This window comes from Streptomyces sp. NPDC005574, assembly GCF_040605435.1.
Classification (GTDB): domain Bacteria; phylum Actinomycetota; class Actinomycetes; order Streptomycetales; family Streptomycetaceae; genus Streptomyces.
This window is the reverse complement of the sequence record NZ_JBEXCW010000015.1, coordinates 24080-43006: the sequence shown is the minus strand read 5'-3', so window position 1 is coordinate 43006 and position 18927 is coordinate 24080. Positions and strand designations below refer to the sequence as shown.

The following is an 18927-nucleotide window of genomic DNA, read 5'->3' as shown; positions in this document are numbered from 1 at the left end:
GGTGCCTCCTTACGCGCCGCCACCTATCCGGGCGATGTAGTCCAACGAGTCCTCGGGTGAAAGCGCGTACATCCGAAGGGCGTTGAAGGCCTCGGTGTAGGCCTCTAGGTCTTCTTTCCGTTCGAGGTAGAGGCTACTCGTCAAGTGGTCGAGAACCACCACATCCAGATCAGAAGTGCGCGAAAACGAGAAGATAACGAAAGGCCCGGTGACTCCGATGTGCGCCCCGGCCGCGAACGGCAGCACCTGCACGTGCACTTGGGGCAGCCGCGCCGACTCGACCAGCCGTTCCAGCTGCCGTGTCATCACCCCCGGGCCGCCCACCTCGCGCCGCAGGACCGCCTCGTCCAGGACGGCGCTCAACTCCAGCGGCGGGTCCGCCCGCAGCACGTCCTGCCTGGCCAGCCGCACCTCCACCAGGGCGTGCAGCCGTTCCTCGTCCAGTCCGTCCACCGCGGCCCGGGTGACCGCCCGGGCGTACTCGGGGGTCTGCAGCAGCCCGGGAATCACCGAGGTCTCCAGGGTGCGCATCGCGCTCGCCTGCGACTCCAGGCTGATGAAGTCCCGGTAGGTCGCCGGCAGTATCCCGCGGTACGCGTGCCACCAGTGGTGACGCCCACCGCTTTCGTCCGAGCCCGCCAACACCACCAGCAACTCGCGCAGTTGGGAATCGGTCACACCGTAGGCGTCCAGAAGTAACCGCACGTCGGCCGGTTTCACCCCGCTGGCGCCGGTTTCGATCCGGCTCACCTTCGACTGGTGCCAGCCCACCAGACGGGCCGCCTCACCACTGGTGAGCGCCGCACCGGTGCGTAACGCACGCAGTTCGGCGCCGAGCTTTCGGCGGCGTACCGCGGGACCGTGCTGCATGCGCAACTCCTTACTCCTTCCGGGCAACCCGCATACGGTCTTCCGTCGGAGAGTTCACCGCATCGAGCGACAGATATATGCACATCTTGGTGGATCGCCATCCGGGACCGGCACGGTGATGGCACTCTGACGAACGAAGCACCAGTCCGGGACCGTACTCGAACCATCCGCTCCGTGTCCGGCTGCGGTCCTGTGGGAAAGGGACGACGTCGCCATGGCAGACCATCTGGAAGCATCCGTCACTCTGCCGAGCGATCCCGCCTCGGTTTCCGCGGCCCGGGCCTACGTGGCGAGCACCCTGACGGAGTGGGGGCTGCCGGCGGACGCGGAGGCCGCCGACACGATCCGGCTCATCGTCTCGGAACTCGCCACCAACGCCGTACAGCACACCTTCGGGCAGTCACCCACCTTCACGGTGGACCTCGCGCTCGACCGAGACGAACGCCTGCGCATCGGTGTCACCGACAGCCATCCACGGTTCCCCAAACGACTGCCCGCCGCCGTCCAGCAGGACAACGGCCGGGGCATGGTGATCATCCGCTGGCTGACCGCGGAGTTCGGCGGCAAGCTGAGAGTGCGGCCCACCCGCGAGGGCGGCAAGACGGTCTACATCGAGCTGCCGTGGACGGTCCCGGTCGCGCCGGTGACGGCGGCGGGGCAGCAGGAGCCGTAGCGCCCATCGCGGTCCCTACAGGCGCCGCATGGACGGCTCGCGGCGCACCACGCTCGCCCGGGGTGCTGCGAGCCGCTCGGGCGCGCTCGGCCCGCGGGGTGCGGGCGGCCTGCGGGGGCCGGCCGGCTTCCGGGACGCGGCCCGCTCCTCGGCGAGGCCCGCCCGCCGCACCATCCGGGGGAGCAGCCCCCACAGCCCGAGGCACACCAGCATCGTCCCCCCGCCGGCGGCCGCGCCGAGGACCCGGTTCGCCGTCACGTCGACCACCAGCAGCACGGAACCGGTGAAGGCGAGCACCAGGACCCCCATGCCGACCGCGGCGAGCCGGGAGGAGACCTGCACGATGCGCGGCTTCGCGCGCTGCTGGAAGAGGGAGCGGTGCAGGGCGGCGGGCGCCGTGAACAGCGCGGCCGCGAGGACCGACAGCAGGAGCGTGGCGACGTACGCGGCCCGCTGGAAGTGTCCAGGGACGGGAAACGCGGGGTGAAGGCCAGCGTCAGCAGGAACGCGAACAGGATCTGCACACCGGTCTGCGTGACGCGCAGCTCCTGGAGCAGCTCGCTGAAGTTGCGGTCGGCGCGCTCCAGCGGCGTCTCGTTGCGTGCGGTGCAGGGACTGTGTCGGGCATGGGCGTACGGGTAACCAGCGCGCGCGAGGGCAACCATGCCGGGCCCGGGTGGGACCCCGGGGAGACGGCGGCGTGTCAGGCGACCGCCGCCTCCCCGGGAGAGTCAGCTGACCCGGCCGTACCAGACGCTCTTCGTCCAGATCTTCTGCAGCCGCACCACGTCACCGGTCTTCGGGGCGTGCCATATCTTGCCCTTGCCGGCGTAGATCCCCACGTGGTAGACGCTTGATCCCGAGTGGAAGAACACCAGGTCTCCGGCCTTGCGGCTGCGGGAGGAGATGTGGTGCGTCTTGTTGTACTGCTGGGCCGCGGTGCGGGGCAGCTTCTTGCCCGCCTTCTTGAACGAGTACAGCGTGAGCCCGGAGCAGTCGAACCTGCCCGGCCCGGTGGCGCCGTACTTGTACGGGGCACCCTTCTTGGAAGCCGCGACGTGCAGTGCCTTCGTCGCCAGGGTGGCGGCCGCGGCGTCGGAGGCGACACCCGGGATCACGACGGAGCCGCCGACCGCGGCGATGGTCAGAGCCGAAGCCGTACCGGCCCGGACCATGAGCGACGGGACACGATTGAGCGCAGTCATGCGCAACCCTTCGTCAGCCGCCTGTGAAGGATGACCTGTCGGATTCGGGCTGGCGAAGTTGCCCGGCCGCGGTTGCGGCTTCACCCCAAGGGCTGCTCGACCCGGTCATGGCGTGACCGTTCCGGCGACCCGTCGTGCTTGGGTCCTCCACTCCTGCCGAACCACTTCTGTCGACCGGTCATCCGGGCGGCGGCAGGACTCGGCGTCCGCCCGGATCGCCCCGCCGCTGCGGCGGGGTCTTGTCGTCAGACACGGATCTTGGCTGACAGATGTCCGAAAATCCCAATGGAATCGGGGGTTTGTGTTGTTACTCACCACTCACCCGTTCGGGTGGACACCCCCTTGTTCGAAAGGGCGTTGAAGGGGTCGCGCACCCCCGGACCAGCGATGGAATGTCCGATTCCGCCCTGAGCCCACGCGCGTTGCGCAACTCAGGTGGGCCCAGAACAGGACGCGCGTCTACTCCAATCGGCGGTACCCCTTTTGGTGCGTTTGGGCGTCGTCCCGGACGGTCGCCGCCGCGCCGGAACACCGGGCGCGGCGACGGTGCGTCAACTGCCGGACTCGGCGGGCAGTGTGACGCGTGCCGTGCGGCGCTCACCGTCCAGCACGCGCAGCGCGCGGGCCAGGGTGGCGGCGTGCAGTTCGGTCTCGCCGCGCCGGTGCATCAGCTCCAGGGCGTCCCTCAGCAGGGCCGCCTTGGCGACCAGGGCCTGGGCGGCGCGCAGCCCGCGGTAGGTGTCCCCGGGGTGCGCGGGGTTGATCCGGCCCAGCAGGTCGACGACGTCGAGATAACGGTCGATCAACTCACCCTCGGCGCGGGTCAGGGCGGGCAGCGGCGGAGGTTCCGGTGGCGGCATCGACGGCTCACCGGTCGCCGGGTTCGGTGGAGGTGGCCCCGTGGCCGGCGACGACCCGGTCCACCAGGCCGTACTCCAGAGCCTGGCGCGCGTCCAGGACCGTCTCCCGCTCGATGTCCCCGCGCACCTGCTCCGGACGGCGGCCCGTGTGCCGTACGGGCAGCTCCCGCGTCCGGGTCCGGGCGCGGGTCAACTCACGTGCTCGCGCGACGACATCGTCGGCCCGCCCCTCCAGCGGTCCCGGCGGCGCGGGCTGCCGGAGCACCACGCGAGCGCCCGGCAGCGCGAGCCGCCTGCCCGGCGTCCCCGCGGCGAGCAGCACCGCGGCGGACGGACCGGCCCGACCCGGGCACACCGTCTCCACGTCGCAGCCGACGAACCGCATCGTGTCGTGGACGGCCGTCATGGCGGTGAACGAGCCGCCCGGGGAGTTGATGTACAGCGAGATGTCCCGGTCCGGGTCCCGGTGGGCCAGGTGGGTGAGCCGGGCCGCGACGTCGTTCGCCGAGGCGTCGTCGAGCCGCGTCCCGAGGAGGACGATCCGCTCCTCCAGCAGCCTCGCGGACCGCTCCCACGCTCCGTTCCCCGGCTCCGCGGGTCCGGGGAACCCGGGTGGGACGTGACGGGCGGACGGTCGGGTCATCGCGAACCCCTCCTCGCGGCCCGGCCCTTGCGGGCGGGGTCGTCTCCGGTGTCTGCGTGGTGTCTCTCCGTGGTGCCTCGGTAAAAAATGTACAGGACGTACGTCACGTTAAGATGGGCCCATGGCCTACGAGATTCCGGTGACGCAAGCCAGGGCTGAGCTCGCCGACCTGATCAACCGCGTGGTCTACGGCGGTGAGCGGGTCGTCGTGACCCGGCACGGCAAGCCCCTCGTCGCCCTCGTCTCGGCCGCCGACCTGGAGCGGCTCGAAGCGCTCGGGGACGCCCCGCGGGAGCAGGTGGCGAGCGCGGTCTCCGGCGTCCGCGAGGTCAGGCCCGCTCCCCACGAGCGGCACCGCTTCGGGATCACGGCGGAGCACCGGGGGCCGGGCGCGCCGTAGCCGGCGGCACAGGGGGGCGGGCGCGCATCCCCCGGGTCCAGCGGCCCCGCACGTCGGCCGTATACGGTCCGGTCCACGTTCGGCCCACCAGCGACCCCGGGGCGGTGCCCGGGCGTTCACGAGCATGGCGGACCCGCGACCCGGCGCCGGACACGCCCCCGTTCGGTTAACGCGCCTGAAACCCGGTCCAACTAGCCTGCCGATCCACCACCAGGCACTTTGCCCTGGCGGCGGCGGCAGCCGGACCCCGCACGGTCCGGAGCGAGGACTGTGAGGTGGGACGTGCAACTGACCCCGCACGAGCAAGAGAGGCTGCTCATCCACGTGGCGGCCGACGTGGCCGAGAAGCGCCGGGCCCGCGGCCTCAGGCTGAACCACCCCGAGGCCGTCGCGCTGATCACGTCGCACATCCTCGAGGGCGCGCGGGACGGCCGTACGGTCGCCGAGCTCATGTCCTCCGGGCGCAAGCTGCTCACCCGGGACGACGTCATGGAGGGCATCCCCGAGATGATCCACGACGTGCAGGTCGAGGCGACCTTCCCGGACGGCACCAAGCTCGTCACCGTCCACGACCCGATCGTCTGACGGGAGCGACCGCCATGATTCCCGGAGAGATCCTGTTCTCGGACGATCCGATCATCTACAACGAGGGCCGTGAGGTCACCCGGCTGACCGTCCTCAACGCCGCCGACCGGCCCGTCCAGGTCGGCTCCCACTACCACTTCGCCGAGGCCAACCCCGGTCTTGACTTCGACCGCGCGGCCGCCCGCGGCAAGCGGCTGAACATCGCCGCGGGGACCGCCGTGCGCTTCGAGCCGGGCATCCCCGCCGACGTCGAACTCGTCCCGCTCGCCGGTGCCCGGATCGTGCCCGGCCTGCGCGGGGAGACCGGAGGTCCCCTCGATGCCTGAGATCTCACGCGCCGCCTACGCCGACCTGTTCGGCCCGACGACCGGTGACCGCATCGGGCTCGCCGACACCGACCTGCTCGTCGAGATCGAGGAGGACCGCTCCGGCGGACCAGGACTCGCCGGTGACGAGGCCGTCTTCGGGGGCGGCAAGGTCATCCGGGAGTCCATGGGCCAGTCGCGCGCCACCCGCGCCGAGGGCACCCCGGACACCGTCGTCACCGGTGTGGTGATCATCGACCACTGGGGGATCGTCAAGGCCGACGTCGGCATCCGCGACGGCCGGATCACCGGCATCGGCAAGGCCGGCAACCCCGACACCATGGACGGCGTCCACCCCGACCTGGTGATCGGCCCCGAGACCGAGATCATCGCCGGCAACGGGCGGATCCTGACGGCCGGCGCCATCGACGCGCACGTCCACTTCATCTGCCCGCAGATCGCCGACGAGGCGCTCGCCTCCGGGATCACCACCCTGATCGGCGGCGGCACCGGACCCGCGGAGGGCTCGAAGGCGACCACCGTGACGCCCGGGCCCTGGCACCTGGCCCGGATGCTGGAGGCGATGGAGCAGTACCCGCTCAACTTCGGACTGCTCGGCAAGGGCAACACCGTCTCCGAGGACGCGATGCTCTCGCAGATCCGCGGCGGCGCCCTCGGCCTCAAGCTGCACGAGGACTGGGGCTCGACCCCGGCGGTCATCGACGCCTCGCTGACCGTCGCCGACCGGACCGGCATCCAGGTCGCCATCCACACGGACACCCTCAACGAGGCCGGGTTCGTCGGCGACACGCTCGCCGCGATCGCCGGGCGCGGCATCCACGCCTACCACACCGAGGGCGCGGGTGGCGGGCACGCGCCGGACATCATGACCGTGGTGTCCGAGCCGCACGTCCTGCCCAGCTCGACCAACCCGACCCGGCCCTTCACCGTCAACACCGCCGAGGAACACCTCGACATGCTGATGGTGTGCCACCACCTCAATCCGGCCGTCCCCGAGGACCTCGCCTTCGCCGAGTCCCGGATCAGGCCGTCGACGATCGGCGCGGAGGACATCCTCCACGACCTGGGCGCGATCTCGATCATCTCCTCCGACGCCCAGGCGATGGGCCGCGTCGGCGAGGTGATCATGCGGACCTGGCAGACGGCCCACGTGATGAAGCGGCGCAGGGGCGCGCTGCCCGGCGACGGACGCGCGGACAACCACCGCGTACGCCGCTATGTCGCCAAGTACACGATCAACCCCGCGCTCGCGCAGGGGGTCGCCGGGCAGGTCGGGTCCGTCGAGACCGGGAAGCTCGCCGACCTGGTGCTGTGGGAGCCCGCGTTCTTCGGGGTCAAGCCGCTCCTCGTGATCAAGGGCGGGCAGATCGCGTACGCGCAGATGGGCGACGCGAACGCCTCGATCCCCACCCCGCAGCCGATCCTGCCGCGTCCGATGTACGGGGCGATCGGGCGGGCGCCGGCGTCCAACTCGGTCAACTTCGTGGCCCCGCTGGCCATCGAGGACGGGCTGCCGGAACGGCTCCAGCTCGGCAAGCGGTTCGTGGCGATCGACTCGACGCGCGGGGTCACCAAGGCCGACATGCGGGAGAACGACGCGCGGCCCGTGGTGCGCGTCGATCCCGACAGCTTCGCCGTGCACATCGACGGAGAGCTCGTCGAGGCGACGCCGGCCGCCGAACTGCCCCTGGCCCAGCGTTACTTCCTCTTCTGATGTCCAGGGCGGCGCTGCTGGTCCTGGCGGACGGCCGGTTCCCCGCCGGAGGACACGCGCACTCCGGCGGAGTGGAGGCGGCCGTGAGGGCGGGGCGGGTGACCGGGGCCGCGAGTCTCGAATCCTTCTGCCGGGGGCGTCTGCACACGGCCGGGCTGGTCGCGGCCTCGCTGGCCGCGGCGGGCGCGCTCGGCGTGGACCCCTCGGCCCTGGACTCGGCCGCCGACGCGCGCACCCCGTCGCCCGCGCTGCGGGTCGCCGGGCGACGACTCGGGCGGCAGCTGATGCGGGCCGCGCGCGCGACCTGGCCGTCGGCCGAACTCGACGCTCTGGCCAGGGAGTTCCCGAAGGGCGCCCATCAGCCGGTGGTGCTCGGGGTCACGGCGCGGGCGGCGGGGCTCGGTGCGTCCGATGCGGCGTACTGCGCGGTGTACGAGTGTGTCAGCGGGCCCGCTGGTGCGGCGGTGCGGTTGCTCAGCCTCGATCCCTTCGACGCGACGGGGGTGCTGGCGCGGCTGGCGCCGGAGCTGGACCGGGTCGCGGACGAGGCGGTGGAGGCGGCGCGGCTGGTGGTCGACGGGGGTGTCGACGCGTTGCCGGCGAGGTCGGCGCCGGTGCTGGAGATCTCGGCCGAGGTGCATGCGGCGTGGCCGGTACGGCTGTTCGCGTCGTAGGGGGTGGTCGCCCCCGCTGCCCGTTTCCGTTCCCCACCCCCGGGGGCTCCGCCCCCGGACCTCCGTTCGGCCTGGACGGCCTCGTCCTCAAACGCCGGACGGGCTGAAATGCCCGGTCCGGTCGCCGGACGGGCTCAACAGACAGATGGAGTCGTTCGTATGCATCTTGACCACTCTCATGGCGGTGTTTCCGCGGTCGGGGCCGACGCCCGGCGGCCCGACGGCTTGCGGCGGGCGTTGCGGATCGGGCTCGGGGGGCCCGTCGGGTCCGGGAAGACGGCCACCGTCGCCGCGCTGTGCCGGGCCCTGCGGGAGGAGTTGTCGCTCGCGGTCGTCACCAACGACATCTACACCCGTGAGGACGCCGAGTTCCTGCTTCGCGAGGCCGTGCTGCCGCCCGAGCGGATCACCGCCGTGGAGACGGGGGCCTGCCCGCACACCGCGATCCGCGACGACATCTCCGCCAACCTCGAAGCGGTCGAGGACCTGGAGGACGAGGCCGGGCCGCTGGACCTGATCCTCGTCGAGTCCGGCGGGGACAACCTGACCGCGACCTTCTCCCGGGGCCTGGTCGACGCGCAGATCTTCGTGATCGACGTGGCCGGCGGCGACGACATCCCGCGCAAGGGCGGCCCCGGCGTCACCACGGCCGACCTGCTCGTCGTCAACAAGACCGACCTCGCGCCGTACGTCGGCTCCGACCTCGGACGGATGGCCGCCGACGCCAAGGCCCAGCGGGCCGAACTCCCCGTGGTCTTCCAGTCGTTGCGGACCGAGGCCGGGGTGAAGGACGTCGCCGACTGGGTGCGGGCGCAGCTCGCCGCGTGGACGGCGTGAACGTGAGCGGGGTGCGGGCCACCGCGCGGATCGTCGCGCGGGACGACGGCAGAGGGGGTACGTCCCTGCCGGTCCTGGAGGGCGAGGGGCCGCTCGCGCTGCGCCGGACCCGGGGAAGCGGCGCCGAGGCGAGGGTCGTGGTGGTCGGCGCGATGAGCGGGCCGCTCGGCGGGGACCACTTCAGGGTCGAGGCCGGCGTGGAGGAGGGCGCCCGGCTGCGGGTCGGCTCGGCCGCCGCCACCATCGCCCTGCCGGGACAGTCCAAGGGGGAGGCCCACTACGACGTGCGGCTCACCGTGGCCGACGGGGGCGAACTCCACTGGCTGCCCGAGCAGTTGATCTCCGTTCGGGGCAGTGACCTGTACGTCACCACGCACGTCGACCTCGCCGCCACCGCGCGGCTCGTGCTGCGCGAGGAGCAGGTGCTGGGCCGGGCGGGCGAGGAGAGCGGGCGGCTGTCCTCCCGGCTGCGCCTGCGGATCGCGGGGCGGACCGTCCTCGACCAGGAACTGGCCTGCGGCCCCGGGGCGCCGGGCGGCTGGGACGGCCCCGCCGTGCTGGCGGGACACCGCGCCGTGGGACAACTTGTCGTCGTGCGGCCCGAGTTCGCGGCCGAGCCGGTGACGGCGCGGATCCTGGGGGAGGGGGCCGCGGTCGTTCCGCTGGCCGGACCCGCCGCACTGGTGACCGCGGTGGCGCCGGACGCCCTGTTGCTGCGCCGGCTCCTGGAGGGGGCGGCGGACTCCTTCTGACCGGTTCGCCGAGCGAACGAACCTATCCGTTTATCGGATTGGCAAAGAAGGTCAACAAACCCTGTTCTCAGGGACCTCACAGCCGGGAGGATCCCCGTACCAATCGCAACTACGTACGGGGAGGTCCCACTTGAGGGGCAGCAGACCTAAGAGCCGGGTGCTGGCGCTCGGTTCGGCCGGAGCGTTCGTCACCGCCACGCTGATAGCCGGCGCCGTCGCGGCGCCCTCCGCCAGCGCGGCCGCGGGCAGCCGGCCGGGGCACGACCGTGAGGCCCGCGGCGCCGTGATCGCCGCGGAACGGGCCGCGAAGGCCGGGATCGACTGGCAGGACTGCCCGGCCGACTGGGGCCTGGAGAAGCCGATCCAGTGCGGCTGGGTCACCGTGCCGCTCGACTACGCCAAGCCGAACGGCAAGCAGATCAAGCTGGCCGTCGACCACATAGCCAACACCGGGACGAAGAAGGAGCGCCAGGGCGCGCTCGTCTACAACCCCGGCGGGCCCGGCGGCTCCGGACTGCGCTTCCCGCGCCGGGTGACCACGAAGAACCCCCTGTGGACCAACACCGCCAAGGCGTACGACTTCGTGGGCTTCGACCCGCGTGGCGTCGGCCACTCCGCGCCCATCTCCTGCATCGACCCGCAGGAGTTCGTCAAGGCGCCCAAGGCGGACCCGGTGCCCGACACCGAGGCCGACAAGACCGCCCAGCGCAAGCTCGCCCGTGAGTACGCGGACGGCTGCTACGAGCGCAGCGGCGCGATGCTGCCGCAGATGACCACGCCGAACACCGCGCGCGACCTGGACGTGATCCGGGCCGGGCTCGGTGAGAAGAAGCTCAACTACCTCGGCGTCTCCTACGGCACCTACCTCGGCGCCGTCTACGGCACGCTGTTCCCGGGCCACATCCGCCGGATGATCGTGGACAGCGTCGTCGACCCGTCGCGCGAGAACATCTGGTACCAGGCCAACCTGGAGCAGGACATCGCCTTCGAGGGCCGCTGGAAGGACTGGGAGGACTGGGTCGCCGCCAACGACGCCACCTTCCACCTCGGCACCACCCGCGCCGCCGTCCAGGCCAAGTGGCTGGACCTGCGCGCCACCGCGAAGAAGAACCCGCTCGGCGGGGTCGTCGGCCCGGCCGAACTGATCTCCTTCTTCCAGAGCGCCCCGTACTACGACTCGTCCTGGGTGCCGGTCGCCACGGTGTTCAGCCAGTACGTCGCCGGCGACACGCAGGCGATGGTCGACGCGGCGGCCCCCGACCTGTCGGACACCGCGGGCAACATCACCGCGGAGAACGGCAACGCCGTCTACACGGCCGTCGAGTGCACCGACGCCAAGTGGCCCACCAGCTGGCGCACCTGGAACCGGGACAACACCCGGCTCGACAAGGACTACCCGTTCATGACCTGGGCCAACGCCTGGATGAACCTCCCCTGCGCCACCTGGCCCGTCAAGCAGCACACCCCGGTCGAGGTGAAGACCGGCAAGGGCCTGCCGCCGGTCCTGATCGTGCAGTCGCAGCGTGACGCCGCGACGCCGTACGCCGGTGCCGTCAGCCTGCACAAGCGCTTCAAGGGCTCCCGTCTGATCACCGAGGCGAACGCCGGTTCCCACGGGGTGACCGGCCTGGTCAACCCGTGCGTCAACGAGCGGGTGGACACCTACCTGCTCACCGGCAAGCTGGACCGCGCCGACGTCACCTGCGCACCGCACGCCACGCCGAAGCCGTAACCGGCCCCCGCGCGCGGACGAGGGGCGGCCGGGCCACCGGCCGCCCCTTCTCGCCTTCCCCTTGTCCGCTCTCCGTCTCCGGGGCCGCTCAGCGCGCGAGCCAGGCGTCCTCCGCCGCGTAGTCGAACAGGTCGCCGTAGGTCCGGAACAGCTTCGGGTATGCCTCCCGCCAGTCCCGTCCGGACAGCCGTTCCCCGATCGAGGCGACGGTGCCGGGCAGTGTCTCGGCGTAGCCGGCCACCGCCCGGTAGCCCAACTCCCGTTCCGCCAGCGTCATGTCGCAGATCACCGGCGCCGGTGCCGACCAGGGCGTGTCGCCCACGGTGGGCGCCGGCGGGGGCCCCTCCACCAGGACGGTCTCCGCCTCGACGCCCATCACCTCGTCGATCGCGGCGGCGATCCCGGCGACCGTCGGCGCGTCCGGGTCCACGGCGTTCAGAGCCCGGGTGCCCGGCTTCGCCGCGGCCAGCCGGATCAACTCGGCGATGTTGTGGACACTTGCCGGATGGAACCGGCTCCGGCCGCCGAACGCGAGCACGCGCCGCCGCCGTCCGTCCACGTTGCGTTTGACGAAGTACAGCTCGCGCGGGGTCAGGCAGTGCGGTCCGTGGATCGCGCCCGCGCGCAGCAGTGTGGTGGGCAACCGGTCGCCCACGAGAAGGAGTTCACGCTCCAGGTCCGCCTTACGGGTGCTGTAGGACGCCTCTCCCGGGGCGATGGTGCGCTGCTCCTCGGTGATCGGCACCGGGTACTGGGGGAAGCCGTCCGGCTCCTCCTGGGTGTCGAAGGTGCGGCCCCTGTCGTCCTCGTAGACCGACACGCTGGAGATCACCACGGCCGAACCGACGCGGCCGGCGAGCGAGGTCAACTGCCGTGCGTCGGCGCGCCCGTAGGCGACCATGTCCACCAGGACGTCGCAGCCGTCGCCGACCACGGCGGCGAGCGCGCCCTCCTCGGAGCGATCGGCCCGCGCGGTCCGCACGTCCTCGGGCCAGTCCTCGTCCCGGCCGCCGCCCCGCGAGACGGCCGTCACCTCCCAGCCGTCGCGGGCCAGTGCGCCCACGGCCACCCGCCCGATCTGTCCCGTCGCCCCGATCACCACTGCTCGTCCCATGCGGGGACGGTACGGCTCCCGACGCCGGTCGTGCCACGGTCTTCTGCCGACGGCAGAGGCGGGAACCGGTGCGCGGTCGGGCCGGGGCCCGCGAGCCCGGCCTGATCCGAGCGAGAGCTCCGCAGGGCTGTCCCGTAATCCCCGGCGGGCGCACGACGCCGGCTACGGCACTCCCCCAGCCTTCGGCCGGGGGTACCCGCACGCCGCGTTGTCGGATCGCCCTGATACGCCCAGTACGAGGACGACCCTCCGCCTTGCGATGCACCGCATCTGACGCCGCGCGCCGACCCACCGCGGACTACGGGACAGCCCTCAGCCGAGCGGCATGCGCGGGAAGCGGCGTTCCCTGGCCGAGCGGGCCGCCGCCTCCTCGGCCTTCACGACCGCCGCGTACTGGTCGACGTACTCCTGCCCGGACAGCGACAGGATCTCGTACATGATCTCGTCGGTGATCGCCCGCAGGACGGCCTTCTCGTTCTCCATGCCGGCGTACCGGGAGAAGTCGAGGGCCCTGCCGAAGCGGATCACGACGGGATGGAGGGTGGGGACGACCTTGCCCGGCGGCTGCGCCTCGAACGTGCCGATCATCGCGCAGGGCACGACCGGGACCCCGGCCCGCAGCGCCATGACCGCGACACCGACCTTGCCCTTGTAGAGGCGTCCGTCGTGCGAGCGCGTCCCCTCGGGATAGATGCCGAGCAACTCGTCCTTGGCCAGCACACCGAGCCCCTCGCGGATCGCCGCCTGGCCCGCCTCCTTGCCGGAGCGGTCGACCGGGATCTGCCCGGCGCTGCGGAAGAACGCCGCCGTCAGCCGGCCCTTGACGCCGGGCCCCGTGAAGTACTCGGCCTTCGCCAGGAACGTGATGCGCCGCTTGAGGACCGCCGGCATCAGGAAGTGGTCGGAGAACGACAGGTGGTTGCCAGCGATGATGGCCGCGCCCTCCGGAGGTACGTTGTCGAGGCCTTCGATGCGTGGCCGGAAGACCAGTCTCAACAGGGGCCCCAACAAGACGTATTTGAGGACGTAGTAGAACAACGGGTCGCTCCTCACTCCGGCGGATCGCCTCAACCGCCGTGTTCCAGCAGGTCAACCGACGTGTCAGGGGTGTCAGTGTAGGTGCACGTCCGGGCACTTGGAACCGGCCCGGACACCTCTTGGCTCAATCCCCCGGCACCGCGTCACAGGCGTACGACGATCAGCGCGGTGTCGTCCGTGGCGCCGCCCGGCGGCAGCAGTTCGAGCAGGACGGTGTCCGCGAGCGTCTCGGGGTCCGCCACTCGGTGACGGGACAGGGAGCGGGCCAGGCGCGCCAGGCCGGTGTCGATGTCCTCGTCCCGCCGCTCGATCAGACCGTCGGTGTACAGCACGAGCGTCGCGCCGCTGGTGAACGTGGTCTCGGCCTGCGGTCTGGGCCCGGGGTCCGGATGGGCGTCGAGCGGCGGGTCGGTGGCCCGGTCGAGGAACTCCACCCGGCCGTCGGCGTGGACCAGCGCGGGCGGCGGATGCCCGGCGCTGCTGTAGGTGACGGTGTGGCGGTCGAAGTCGACGAAGGTCGTGACGGCGGTGGCCGACTCCGCGCCGTCCACGACGTTGGCGTACCGCCCCAGGACGTTGAGCGCCTGCGCGGGCCCCTCGGCGACCCGGGAGGCGGCGCTGAGCGCGCTGCGGAGCTGGCCCATGACCCCGGCCGCCGACAGGCCGTGCCCGACGACGTCGCCGACGGAGACGCCGAGACGGTGGCCGCCGACCAGGTCGACCAGGTCGTACCAGTCCCCGCAGACGTTCAGCGCGCCGACGGCCGGCCGGTAGCGGACGGCTGCCCGGTGATGGCCCAGCTGTCGCGGGGCGGGCAGCATCGCCTCCTGGAGGGCGAGAGCGACCTCACGCTCACGGGCGTGAGCCCGGCGCAACCGGTCGTTGAGTTCCTGGAGCTCGCGGGCGCGGGTGTACAGCTCGGCCTCCAGCACCCGGCCCCGGTTGCCGCCGGGGCCGCCGCGCGCCCGGATCAGCTCGGTGACCTCCTCGACCCGGTGCACGAGCAGCACCACCTTGCCGCCGGGGCCGTGCACGGGGGCGTTGACCGGGCTCCAGTAGCGGGTCTCCCACTCCCCGGGCCGGTCCGGGTCCTCCAGGTCGTACCGCTGCAGGGCCATCGTGTCGCGTTCGCCGGTGTTCAGCACCCGGCGCAGCGAGGCCTCCAGGTTGCGCATGCCGGTCGCCCCGGGGTCGTCGGGGTTGTCGGGGAAGACGTCGAAGAGGTAGCGGCCGACCACGTCGAGGCGCCTGCGCCCGGACACGCGCAGGAACTCCTCGTTGGCGTCCGCGTAGACCAGGTCCGGGGTGAGCAGTGCCACCATGCCGGGCAGGGCCTGGAACGCCGCCGCGTAGTTGATCGCCAAAGTTCTCATGTCCCCGCCTTACCACCGGGATCACCCCAGTTTCCCACGAAGTGCCCGTTCAGGGCGGGGATAGGTCGATCATGTGATAGACGGCAGGGCCGCGCGGTTCCGCCCTCACGCACGGTGATCGCCCGCTGATCGGGCGGGGAGCGCGGAGGCGAGGGGGTCGCCGGGCCGCCCGGCAACCCCCTCGCCCGGTGGGCGGCGGGTGTCAGCCCCTCTGGGCCAGCACCCTTTCCAGGGCGCCGAGCGCCCCCTGGAGTTCCTCGCCGGTGATCGTCAGCGGAGGTGCGAGGCGGATCGTGGAACCGTGGGTGTCCTTGACCAGGACGCCCTCCCGCATCAGCCGTGCGCTGACCTCGCGGCCGGTGCCGATGGCCGGGTCGACGTCGACGCCCGCCCACAGGCCGCGCGCCCGGAAGCCGACGACCCCCTTGCCCACCAGGCCGGTGAGCCCGTCCCGCAGGAGGACGCCCAGTTCGGCCGCCCGGCGCTGGAACTCGCCGGTCCCCAGCAGGTCGACCACCGCCGTGCCCACGGCGGCGGCGAGCGGGTTGCCGCCGAACGTCGAACCGTGCTCGCCCGGCCCGAGGACGCCGAGCACGTCGCGCCGGCCCACCACCGCGGACACCGGCAGGATGCCGCCGCCCAGCGCCTTGCCGAGCAGCAGAAGGTCCGGGACCACCGACTCGTGCTCGACGGCCAGCGTGCTGCCGGTGCGGCCGAGCCCCGACTGGATCTCGTCGGCGACGAACAGGCAGCCCGCGCGGCGGGTCAGCTCGCGGACACCGGCCAGATAGCCCTCGTCCGGGATGACGACACCCGCCTCCCCCTGGATGGGTTCGAGCAGCACCGCCGCCGTCGTCTCGTCGACGGCCGCCTCCAGCGCCGCCAGGTCGTTGTACGGCACGATCCGGAAGCCCGGGGTGAAGGGGCCGAAGCCGGTCCGCGCCGTCTCGTCCGTGGAGAAGCTGACGATCGTCGTCGTACGGCCGTGGAAGTTGTCCGCCGCGACCACGATCGTCGCCCGGTCCGCCGGGACGCCCTTCACGTCGTAGGCCCACTTGCGGGCCACCTTGATGCCGCTCTCCACCGCCTCGGCCCCGGTGTTCATGGGCAGCACCATGTCCTGGCCGGTCAGCGCGGCGAGCCCTTCGGCGAACTCCGCGAGCCGGTCGTTGTGGAAGGCACGTGAGGTGAGCGTCAGCCGGTCGAGCTGCCGGTGTGCGGCCTCGATCAGCGCGGGGTGGCGGTGGCCGAAGTTGAGGGCCGAGTACCCGGCCAGCATGTCGAGGTAGCGGCGGCCCTCGACGTCCTCCACCCAGGTGCCCTCGGCGCGGGCGACGACCACCGGCAGCGGGTGGTAGTTGTGCGCCAGGACCGGCTCCTCGGCGCGGATCAGGTCGGCGGACGAACGCGTGCGGACGGCAGCGGTCATGAGCGGATCTCCTGAGTGCAGCACTTGATGCCGCCGCCGGCTTTCCGGAACTCCGACAGGTCGACGGGGACGGGGACGTAGCCGTGCGAGTCGAGGCGGGCGGCGAGCGCCTCCGCCTGCGGGGCGATGAAGACGTGACGGCCGTCGGACACCGAGTTCAGGCCGAACGTCATCGCGTCCTCACGGGTGGCGAGGACCGCGTCCGGGTACAGCCGCGCGAGCACCGCCCGGCTGCCCGCGGAGAACGCCTCCGGGTAGTACACGATGTTGTTCTCGTCCCCGTCGTCGAGGACGAACAGGGCCGTGTCCAGGTGGTAGAAGTACGGGTCCACCAGCGTCAGGCCGATCACCGGGTGGCCGAAGAACTCCTGCACCTCGCGGTGCGCCTCGCGGGTGGTGCGGAATCCGGTGCCGGCCAGCACGTAGCGGCCCGTCCAGACCAGGTCGCCCTCGCCCTCGCAGACGGCCTCGGGCCGGTGCACGTCGTAGCCCGCGGACCTGAACCAGGTGTCGTAGTGCGTGGACTCGGGACGGCGCTCGGGCGCGTGGAAGAGGGAGCCGAAGACGCGGCCGCCGACGACGACCGCCGAGTTCGCGGCGAAGACCATGTCGGGCAGGCCGGGGACCGGCTCCACCGTCTCGACGGCGTGGCCGTGCGCCCGGTAGGCGCGGATCAGCGTCTGCCACTGGTCCTGGGCCAGGTCGACGTCGACGCGGGTGTCGGGATGCATCCAGGGGTTGATCGCGTACTGCACGGCGAAGTGTCTGGGTTCGCAGACCAGAAAGCGCCGTCGGCGCGGCACACGGCTGTGGGTCACAGAGGGGTTCCTCCGCTTCCTGCGGTGTCGACTGAGGGTTGACACCAAGGTAGGAACTGACGGGGACGCCCGACAAGGAAGAGGAGCTGCGTGTTCGCGCAGGAACGCTGCGTTGTCACCCGCCCTGACGCACGTCCGCTGCGTCTTCGGGCGCCGCGTTGCTGGCGCCGGCCTCCGGGCTCTCCGGGATGAGGTGGGACAGCACCATCACGCTGATCGTCTTACGGACGAACGGCTCCGCCCGGATCCGCTCCAGCACCTCCTCGAAATGCTCCACGTCGCGGGCCCGCACGTGCAGCAGCGCGTCCGCGCCGCCGGTCACCGTCATGGCCGCCGTGATCTCCGGATGGTTGCGGACCACCTCGGCGAGCCGCCGCGGCGGGGCCGCGCCCTCGCAGTACACCTCGACGTACGCCTCGGTCCGCCAGCCCAGCGCCGAGGGCTGCACCGTGGCCGTGAACCCGGTGATCACGTTCGTGTCGCGCAACCGGTCCACGCGCCGTTTGACCGCCGTCGAGGACAGGCCGATCGCCGCGCCGATCTCGGCGAAACTGGTCCGGGCGTTCGCCATCAGCGCCGTGATGATCTTCCGGTCGAGCTCGTCGAACGGGGTGGTCCTGCTGTTCATGCCGGCACTGTATCCAGCGGCGGGCCCCGTCCCCGGCACATGTCCAGACGTGCTGATTGCTCCTACACTCCACGTTCATGCTGCGCGCCCTCGCCGTCGACGACGAACGCCCCTCGCTGGAGGAACTGCTGTACCTCCTCAACGCCGATCCCCGCGTGGGCAGCGCGGAGGGCGCCGGGGACGCCACCGAGGCGCTGCGCCGGATCAACCGGGCGCTGGAGTCGGGTCCGGGCGGCCCGGAGGCGATCGACGTCGTCTTCCTCGACATCCACATGCCCGGCCTCGACGGGCTGGACCTGGCCCGGCTGCTCACCGGGTTCGCCGAGCCGCCGCTCGTCGTGTTCGTCACCGCCCACGAGGACTTCGCCGTCCAGGCGTTCGACCTCAAGGCCGTCGACTACGTCCTGAAACCGGTGCGCAAGGAACGGCTCGCCGAGGCCGTCCGGCGGGCCGCCGAACGCGGCGGCGCCGCCCCGCGCATCCCCGTGCACGAGCCCGACCCCGACCACATCCCCGTCGAACTCGGCGGCGTCACCCGCTTCGTGGCCGTCGACGACATCACCCACGTCGAGGCCCGCGGGGACTACGCCCGCCTGCACACCGGCCGGGGCAGCCACCTCGTCCGCATCCCGCTGTCCGCCCTGGAGGAGCGCTGGCGCTCCCGCGGGTTCGTCCGCATCCACCGCCGCCACCTGGTGGCCCTGCGCCACATAGGGGAACTCCGCCTGGACGCCGGTACGGTGAGCGTCCTGGTGGGCGCGGAGGAACTCCAGGTCAGCCGCCGCCACGCGCGGGAGCTGCGGGACCTGCTGATGAGGAGGCCGTGAGGTGCCCCAGGACCCCACCGACCGCCGGGTCGTCGTCACCGGCCCGCCCCGCCGGGCCGTCCCGCACGCCCGGTTCCGCTCGCGCGGGCGCTACCCCGATGCCTCCGGCTACTACCGCCCGCGCACCGAGATCGACGAGCAGACCACCCTCGGCCACACCTACGTCCGCTCCCTGATGCGCTCCCAACTACGCGCCGCCCTCACGGTGTTCGCGGTTCTCGGCCTGCTAGTGGGCCCGCTGCCGCTGGTCTTCGCGGCGATGCCGGACGCCCGCCGCACCCAGTGGGCCGTCCTCGGCTTCTGCCTCTACGCGCCGCTGGTGCTGCTCGCCCGCTGGTATGTGCGGCGCGCCGAACGCAACGAACGGGACTTCGTACGCCTGGTCGAGGACCGATGAGCCCCCGGACCGCCGAGACCGAGGACCGCCGA

21 protein-coding genes, 1 pseudogene and 1 riboswitch are annotated in these 18927 nt (G+C 72.0%); of the genes and pseudogenes, 11 read left to right on the top strand and 11 right to left on the bottom strand.

Annotated features, from left to right (window positions below; translation table 11 throughout):
• Positions 1-9: 9 nt before the first annotated feature.
• Positions 10-870 carry a helix-turn-helix transcriptional regulator gene (locus ABZT03_RS13170; RefSeq protein ID WP_356037749.1) on the bottom strand — a complete coding sequence of 287 codons (861 nt, stop codon included), beginning with the start codon at positions 868-870 and terminating at the stop codon, positions 10-12.
• 214 nt (positions 871-1084) lie between these two features.
• Here ABZT03_RS13170 and ABZT03_RS13165 point away from each other — a divergent pair, with 214 nt between their 5' ends.
• On the top strand, positions 1085-1543 hold the full coding sequence (locus tag ABZT03_RS13165; protein ID WP_356037746.1) for an ATP-binding protein: 459 nt from the start codon (positions 1085-1087) through the stop codon (positions 1541-1543).
• Positions 1544-1558: 15 nt separating this feature from the next.
• On the opposite strand, the pseudogene ABZT03_RS13160 reads toward ABZT03_RS13165, so the two are convergent.
• The 4 genes and pseudogenes from ABZT03_RS13160 to ABZT03_RS13145 all read right to left on the bottom strand — a co-directional run bounded on the left by ABZT03_RS13160 (position 1559) and on the right by ABZT03_RS13145 (position 4251).
• A pseudogene (locus ABZT03_RS13160) lies at positions 1559-2208 on the bottom strand (DUF6328 family protein).
• Between the two features lie 66 nt (positions 2209-2274).
• Positions 2275-2748, bottom strand: coding sequence for a C40 family peptidase (locus tag ABZT03_RS13155; RefSeq protein ID WP_356037743.1), 474 nt, complete (start codon positions 2746-2748; stop codon positions 2275-2277).
• A gap of 3 nt (positions 2749-2751) precedes the next feature.
• Positions 2752-2963: riboswitch (cyclic di-AMP (ydaO/yuaA leader) on the bottom strand.
• A gap of 336 nt (positions 2964-3299) precedes the next feature.
• Entirely contained in the window at positions 3300-3608 is a 309-nt protein-coding gene (locus tag ABZT03_RS13150; RefSeq protein WP_356037740.1) for a hypothetical protein, read from the bottom strand.
• A gap of 7 nt (positions 3609-3615) precedes the next feature.
• Positions 3616-4251 carry an ATP-dependent Clp protease proteolytic subunit gene (locus tag ABZT03_RS13145; RefSeq protein WP_356037737.1) on the bottom strand — a complete coding sequence of 212 codons (636 nt, stop codon included), beginning with the start codon at positions 4249-4251 and terminating at the stop codon, positions 3616-3618.
• Between the two features lie 121 nt (positions 4252-4372).
• On the opposite strand from ABZT03_RS13145, the gene ABZT03_RS13140 reads away from it, so the two are divergent.
• The 8 genes from ABZT03_RS13140 to ABZT03_RS13105 all read left to right on the top strand — a co-directional run bounded on the left by ABZT03_RS13140 (position 4373) and on the right by ABZT03_RS13105 (position 11271).
• Positions 4373-4651: a type II toxin-antitoxin system Phd/YefM family antitoxin gene (locus ABZT03_RS13140; protein WP_356037734.1), complete on the top strand. Its 279-nt coding sequence runs from the start codon at positions 4373-4375 to the stop codon at positions 4649-4651.
• A 282-nt stretch (positions 4652-4933) separates the two neighbouring features.
• A complete protein-coding gene (locus ABZT03_RS13135; protein ID WP_028808600.1) occupies positions 4934-5236 on the top strand; it encodes an urease subunit gamma in 303 nt (100 codons plus the stop codon).
• Between the two features lie 14 nt (positions 5237-5250).
• Positions 5251-5562 (top strand): urease subunit beta, encoded by a 312-nt coding sequence (locus tag ABZT03_RS13130; RefSeq protein WP_356037730.1) that lies wholly within the window; start codon positions 5251-5253, stop codon positions 5560-5562.
• Positions 5555-7276, top strand: coding sequence for an urease subunit alpha (locus tag ABZT03_RS13125; RefSeq protein ID WP_356037727.1), 1722 nt, complete (start codon positions 5555-5557; stop codon positions 7274-7276). The genes ABZT03_RS13130 and ABZT03_RS13125 overlap by 8 nt, the downstream gene beginning before the upstream one ends.
• Positions 7276-7950: an urease accessory UreF family protein gene (locus ABZT03_RS13120; RefSeq protein WP_356037724.1), complete on the top strand. Its 675-nt coding sequence runs from the start codon at positions 7276-7278 to the stop codon at positions 7948-7950. The genes ABZT03_RS13125 and ABZT03_RS13120 overlap by 1 nt, the downstream gene beginning before the upstream one ends.
• Positions 7951-8109: 159 nt before the next feature.
• Positions 8110-8787, top strand: coding sequence for an urease accessory protein UreG (ureG, locus tag ABZT03_RS13115; protein ID WP_356037722.1), 678 nt, complete (start codon positions 8110-8112; stop codon positions 8785-8787).
• Positions 8775-9539: an urease accessory protein UreD gene (locus ABZT03_RS13110; protein WP_356037719.1), complete on the top strand. Its 765-nt coding sequence runs from the start codon at positions 8775-8777 to the stop codon at positions 9537-9539. Before ureG ends, ABZT03_RS13110 begins: the two co-directional genes overlap by 13 nt.
• Positions 9540-9669: 130 nt before the next feature.
• Positions 9670-11271 (top strand): alpha/beta hydrolase, encoded by a 1602-nt coding sequence (locus ABZT03_RS13105; protein WP_356037716.1) that lies wholly within the window; start codon positions 9670-9672, stop codon positions 11269-11271.
• Positions 11272-11359: 88 nt separating this feature from the next.
• Here the strand turns inward: ABZT03_RS13105 and ABZT03_RS13100 are convergent, their stop codons facing one another.
• From ABZT03_RS13100 to ABZT03_RS13075, 6 genes are all read right to left on the bottom strand, one after another.
• Positions 11360-12385, bottom strand: coding sequence for an NAD-dependent epimerase/dehydratase family protein (locus tag ABZT03_RS13100; RefSeq protein ID WP_356037713.1), 1026 nt, complete (start codon positions 12383-12385; stop codon positions 11360-11362).
• Between the two features lie 312 nt (positions 12386-12697).
• Positions 12698-13423 carry a lysophospholipid acyltransferase family protein gene (locus tag ABZT03_RS13095; protein ID WP_356037710.1) on the bottom strand — a complete coding sequence of 242 codons (726 nt, stop codon included), beginning with the start codon at positions 13421-13423 and terminating at the stop codon, positions 12698-12700.
• 143 nt (positions 13424-13566) lie between these two features.
• Complete coding sequence (locus ABZT03_RS13090) at positions 13567-14796, bottom strand: SpoIIE family protein phosphatase (RefSeq protein ID WP_356037708.1); 1230 nt, start codon at positions 14794-14796, stop codon at positions 13567-13569.
• A 202-nt stretch (positions 14797-14998) separates the two neighbouring features.
• Complete coding sequence (gene rocD / locus ABZT03_RS13085; protein ID WP_356037705.1) at positions 14999-16225, bottom strand: ornithine--oxo-acid transaminase; 1227 nt, start codon at positions 16223-16225, stop codon at positions 14999-15001.
• Positions 16222-17043, bottom strand: coding sequence for a dimethylargininase (ddaH, locus tag ABZT03_RS13080; protein WP_356037703.1), 822 nt, complete (start codon positions 17041-17043; stop codon positions 16222-16224). Before ddaH ends, rocD begins: the two co-directional genes overlap by 4 nt.
• A gap of 115 nt (positions 17044-17158) precedes the next feature.
• A complete protein-coding gene (locus ABZT03_RS13075) occupies positions 17159-17671 on the bottom strand; it encodes an Lrp/AsnC family transcriptional regulator (protein ID WP_356037700.1) in 513 nt (170 codons plus the stop codon).
• A 77-nt stretch (positions 17672-17748) separates the two neighbouring features.
• Between ABZT03_RS13075 and ABZT03_RS13070 the strand changes: the two genes are divergently transcribed.
• Together ABZT03_RS13070 and ABZT03_RS13065 are read left to right on the top strand one after the other, a co-directional pair.
• Complete coding sequence (locus ABZT03_RS13070; RefSeq protein ID WP_356037697.1) at positions 17749-18498, top strand: LytTR family DNA-binding domain-containing protein; 750 nt, start codon at positions 17749-17751, stop codon at positions 18496-18498.
• A gap of 1 nt (position 18499) precedes the next feature.
• Positions 18500-18895 (top strand): hypothetical protein, encoded by a 396-nt coding sequence (locus ABZT03_RS13065; protein ID WP_356037695.1) that lies wholly within the window; start codon positions 18500-18502, stop codon positions 18893-18895.
• Positions 18896-18927 lie beyond the last annotated feature (32 nt).

Excerpts from the sequence above, each read along its gene's own strand:
- ABZT03_RS13090 (WP_356037708.1), bottom strand. The coding sequence starts at position 14,796 with ATGAGAACTTTGGCGATCAACTACGCGGCGGCGTTCCAGGCCCTGCCC.
- ABZT03_RS13165 (WP_356037746.1), top strand. The coding sequence starts at position 1,085 with ATGGCAGACCATCTGGAAGCATCCGTCACTCTGCCGAGCGATCCCGCC.
- rocD (WP_356037705.1), bottom strand. The coding sequence starts at position 16,225 with ATGACCGCTGCCGTCCGCACGCGTTCGTCCGCCGACCTGATCCGCGCC.
- ABZT03_RS13145 (WP_356037737.1), bottom strand. The coding sequence starts at position 4,251 with ATGACCCGACCGTCCGCCCGTCACGTCCCACCCGGGTTCCCCGGACCC.
- ABZT03_RS13140 (WP_356037734.1), top strand. The coding sequence starts at position 4,373 with ATGGCCTACGAGATTCCGGTGACGCAAGCCAGGGCTGAGCTCGCCGAC.
- ABZT03_RS13170 (WP_356037749.1), bottom strand. The coding sequence starts at position 870 with ATGCAGCACGGTCCCGCGGTACGCCGCCGAAAGCTCGGCGCCGAACTG.
- ABZT03_RS13125 (WP_356037727.1), top strand. The coding sequence starts at position 5,555 with ATGCCTGAGATCTCACGCGCCGCCTACGCCGACCTGTTCGGCCCGACG.
- ABZT03_RS13100 (WP_356037713.1), bottom strand. The coding sequence starts at position 12,385 with ATGGGACGAGCAGTGGTGATCGGGGCGACGGGACAGATCGGGCGGGTG.
- ABZT03_RS13130 (WP_356037730.1), top strand. The coding sequence starts at position 5,251 with ATGATTCCCGGAGAGATCCTGTTCTCGGACGATCCGATCATCTACAAC.
- ABZT03_RS13075 (WP_356037700.1), bottom strand. The coding sequence starts at position 17,671 with ATGAACAGCAGGACCACCCCGTTCGACGAGCTCGACCGGAAGATCATC.
- ABZT03_RS13155 (WP_356037743.1), bottom strand. The coding sequence starts at position 2,748 with ATGACTGCGCTCAATCGTGTCCCGTCGCTCATGGTCCGGGCCGGTACG.
- ABZT03_RS13120 (WP_356037724.1), top strand. The coding sequence starts at position 7,276 with ATGTCCAGGGCGGCGCTGCTGGTCCTGGCGGACGGCCGGTTCCCCGCC.
- ABZT03_RS13070 (WP_356037697.1), top strand. The coding sequence starts at position 17,749 with ATGCTGCGCGCCCTCGCCGTCGACGACGAACGCCCCTCGCTGGAGGAA.
- ureG (WP_356037722.1), top strand. The coding sequence starts at position 8,110 with ATGCATCTTGACCACTCTCATGGCGGTGTTTCCGCGGTCGGGGCCGAC.
- ABZT03_RS13150 (WP_356037740.1), bottom strand. The coding sequence starts at position 3,608 with ATGCCGCCACCGGAACCTCCGCCGCTGCCCGCCCTGACCCGCGCCGAG.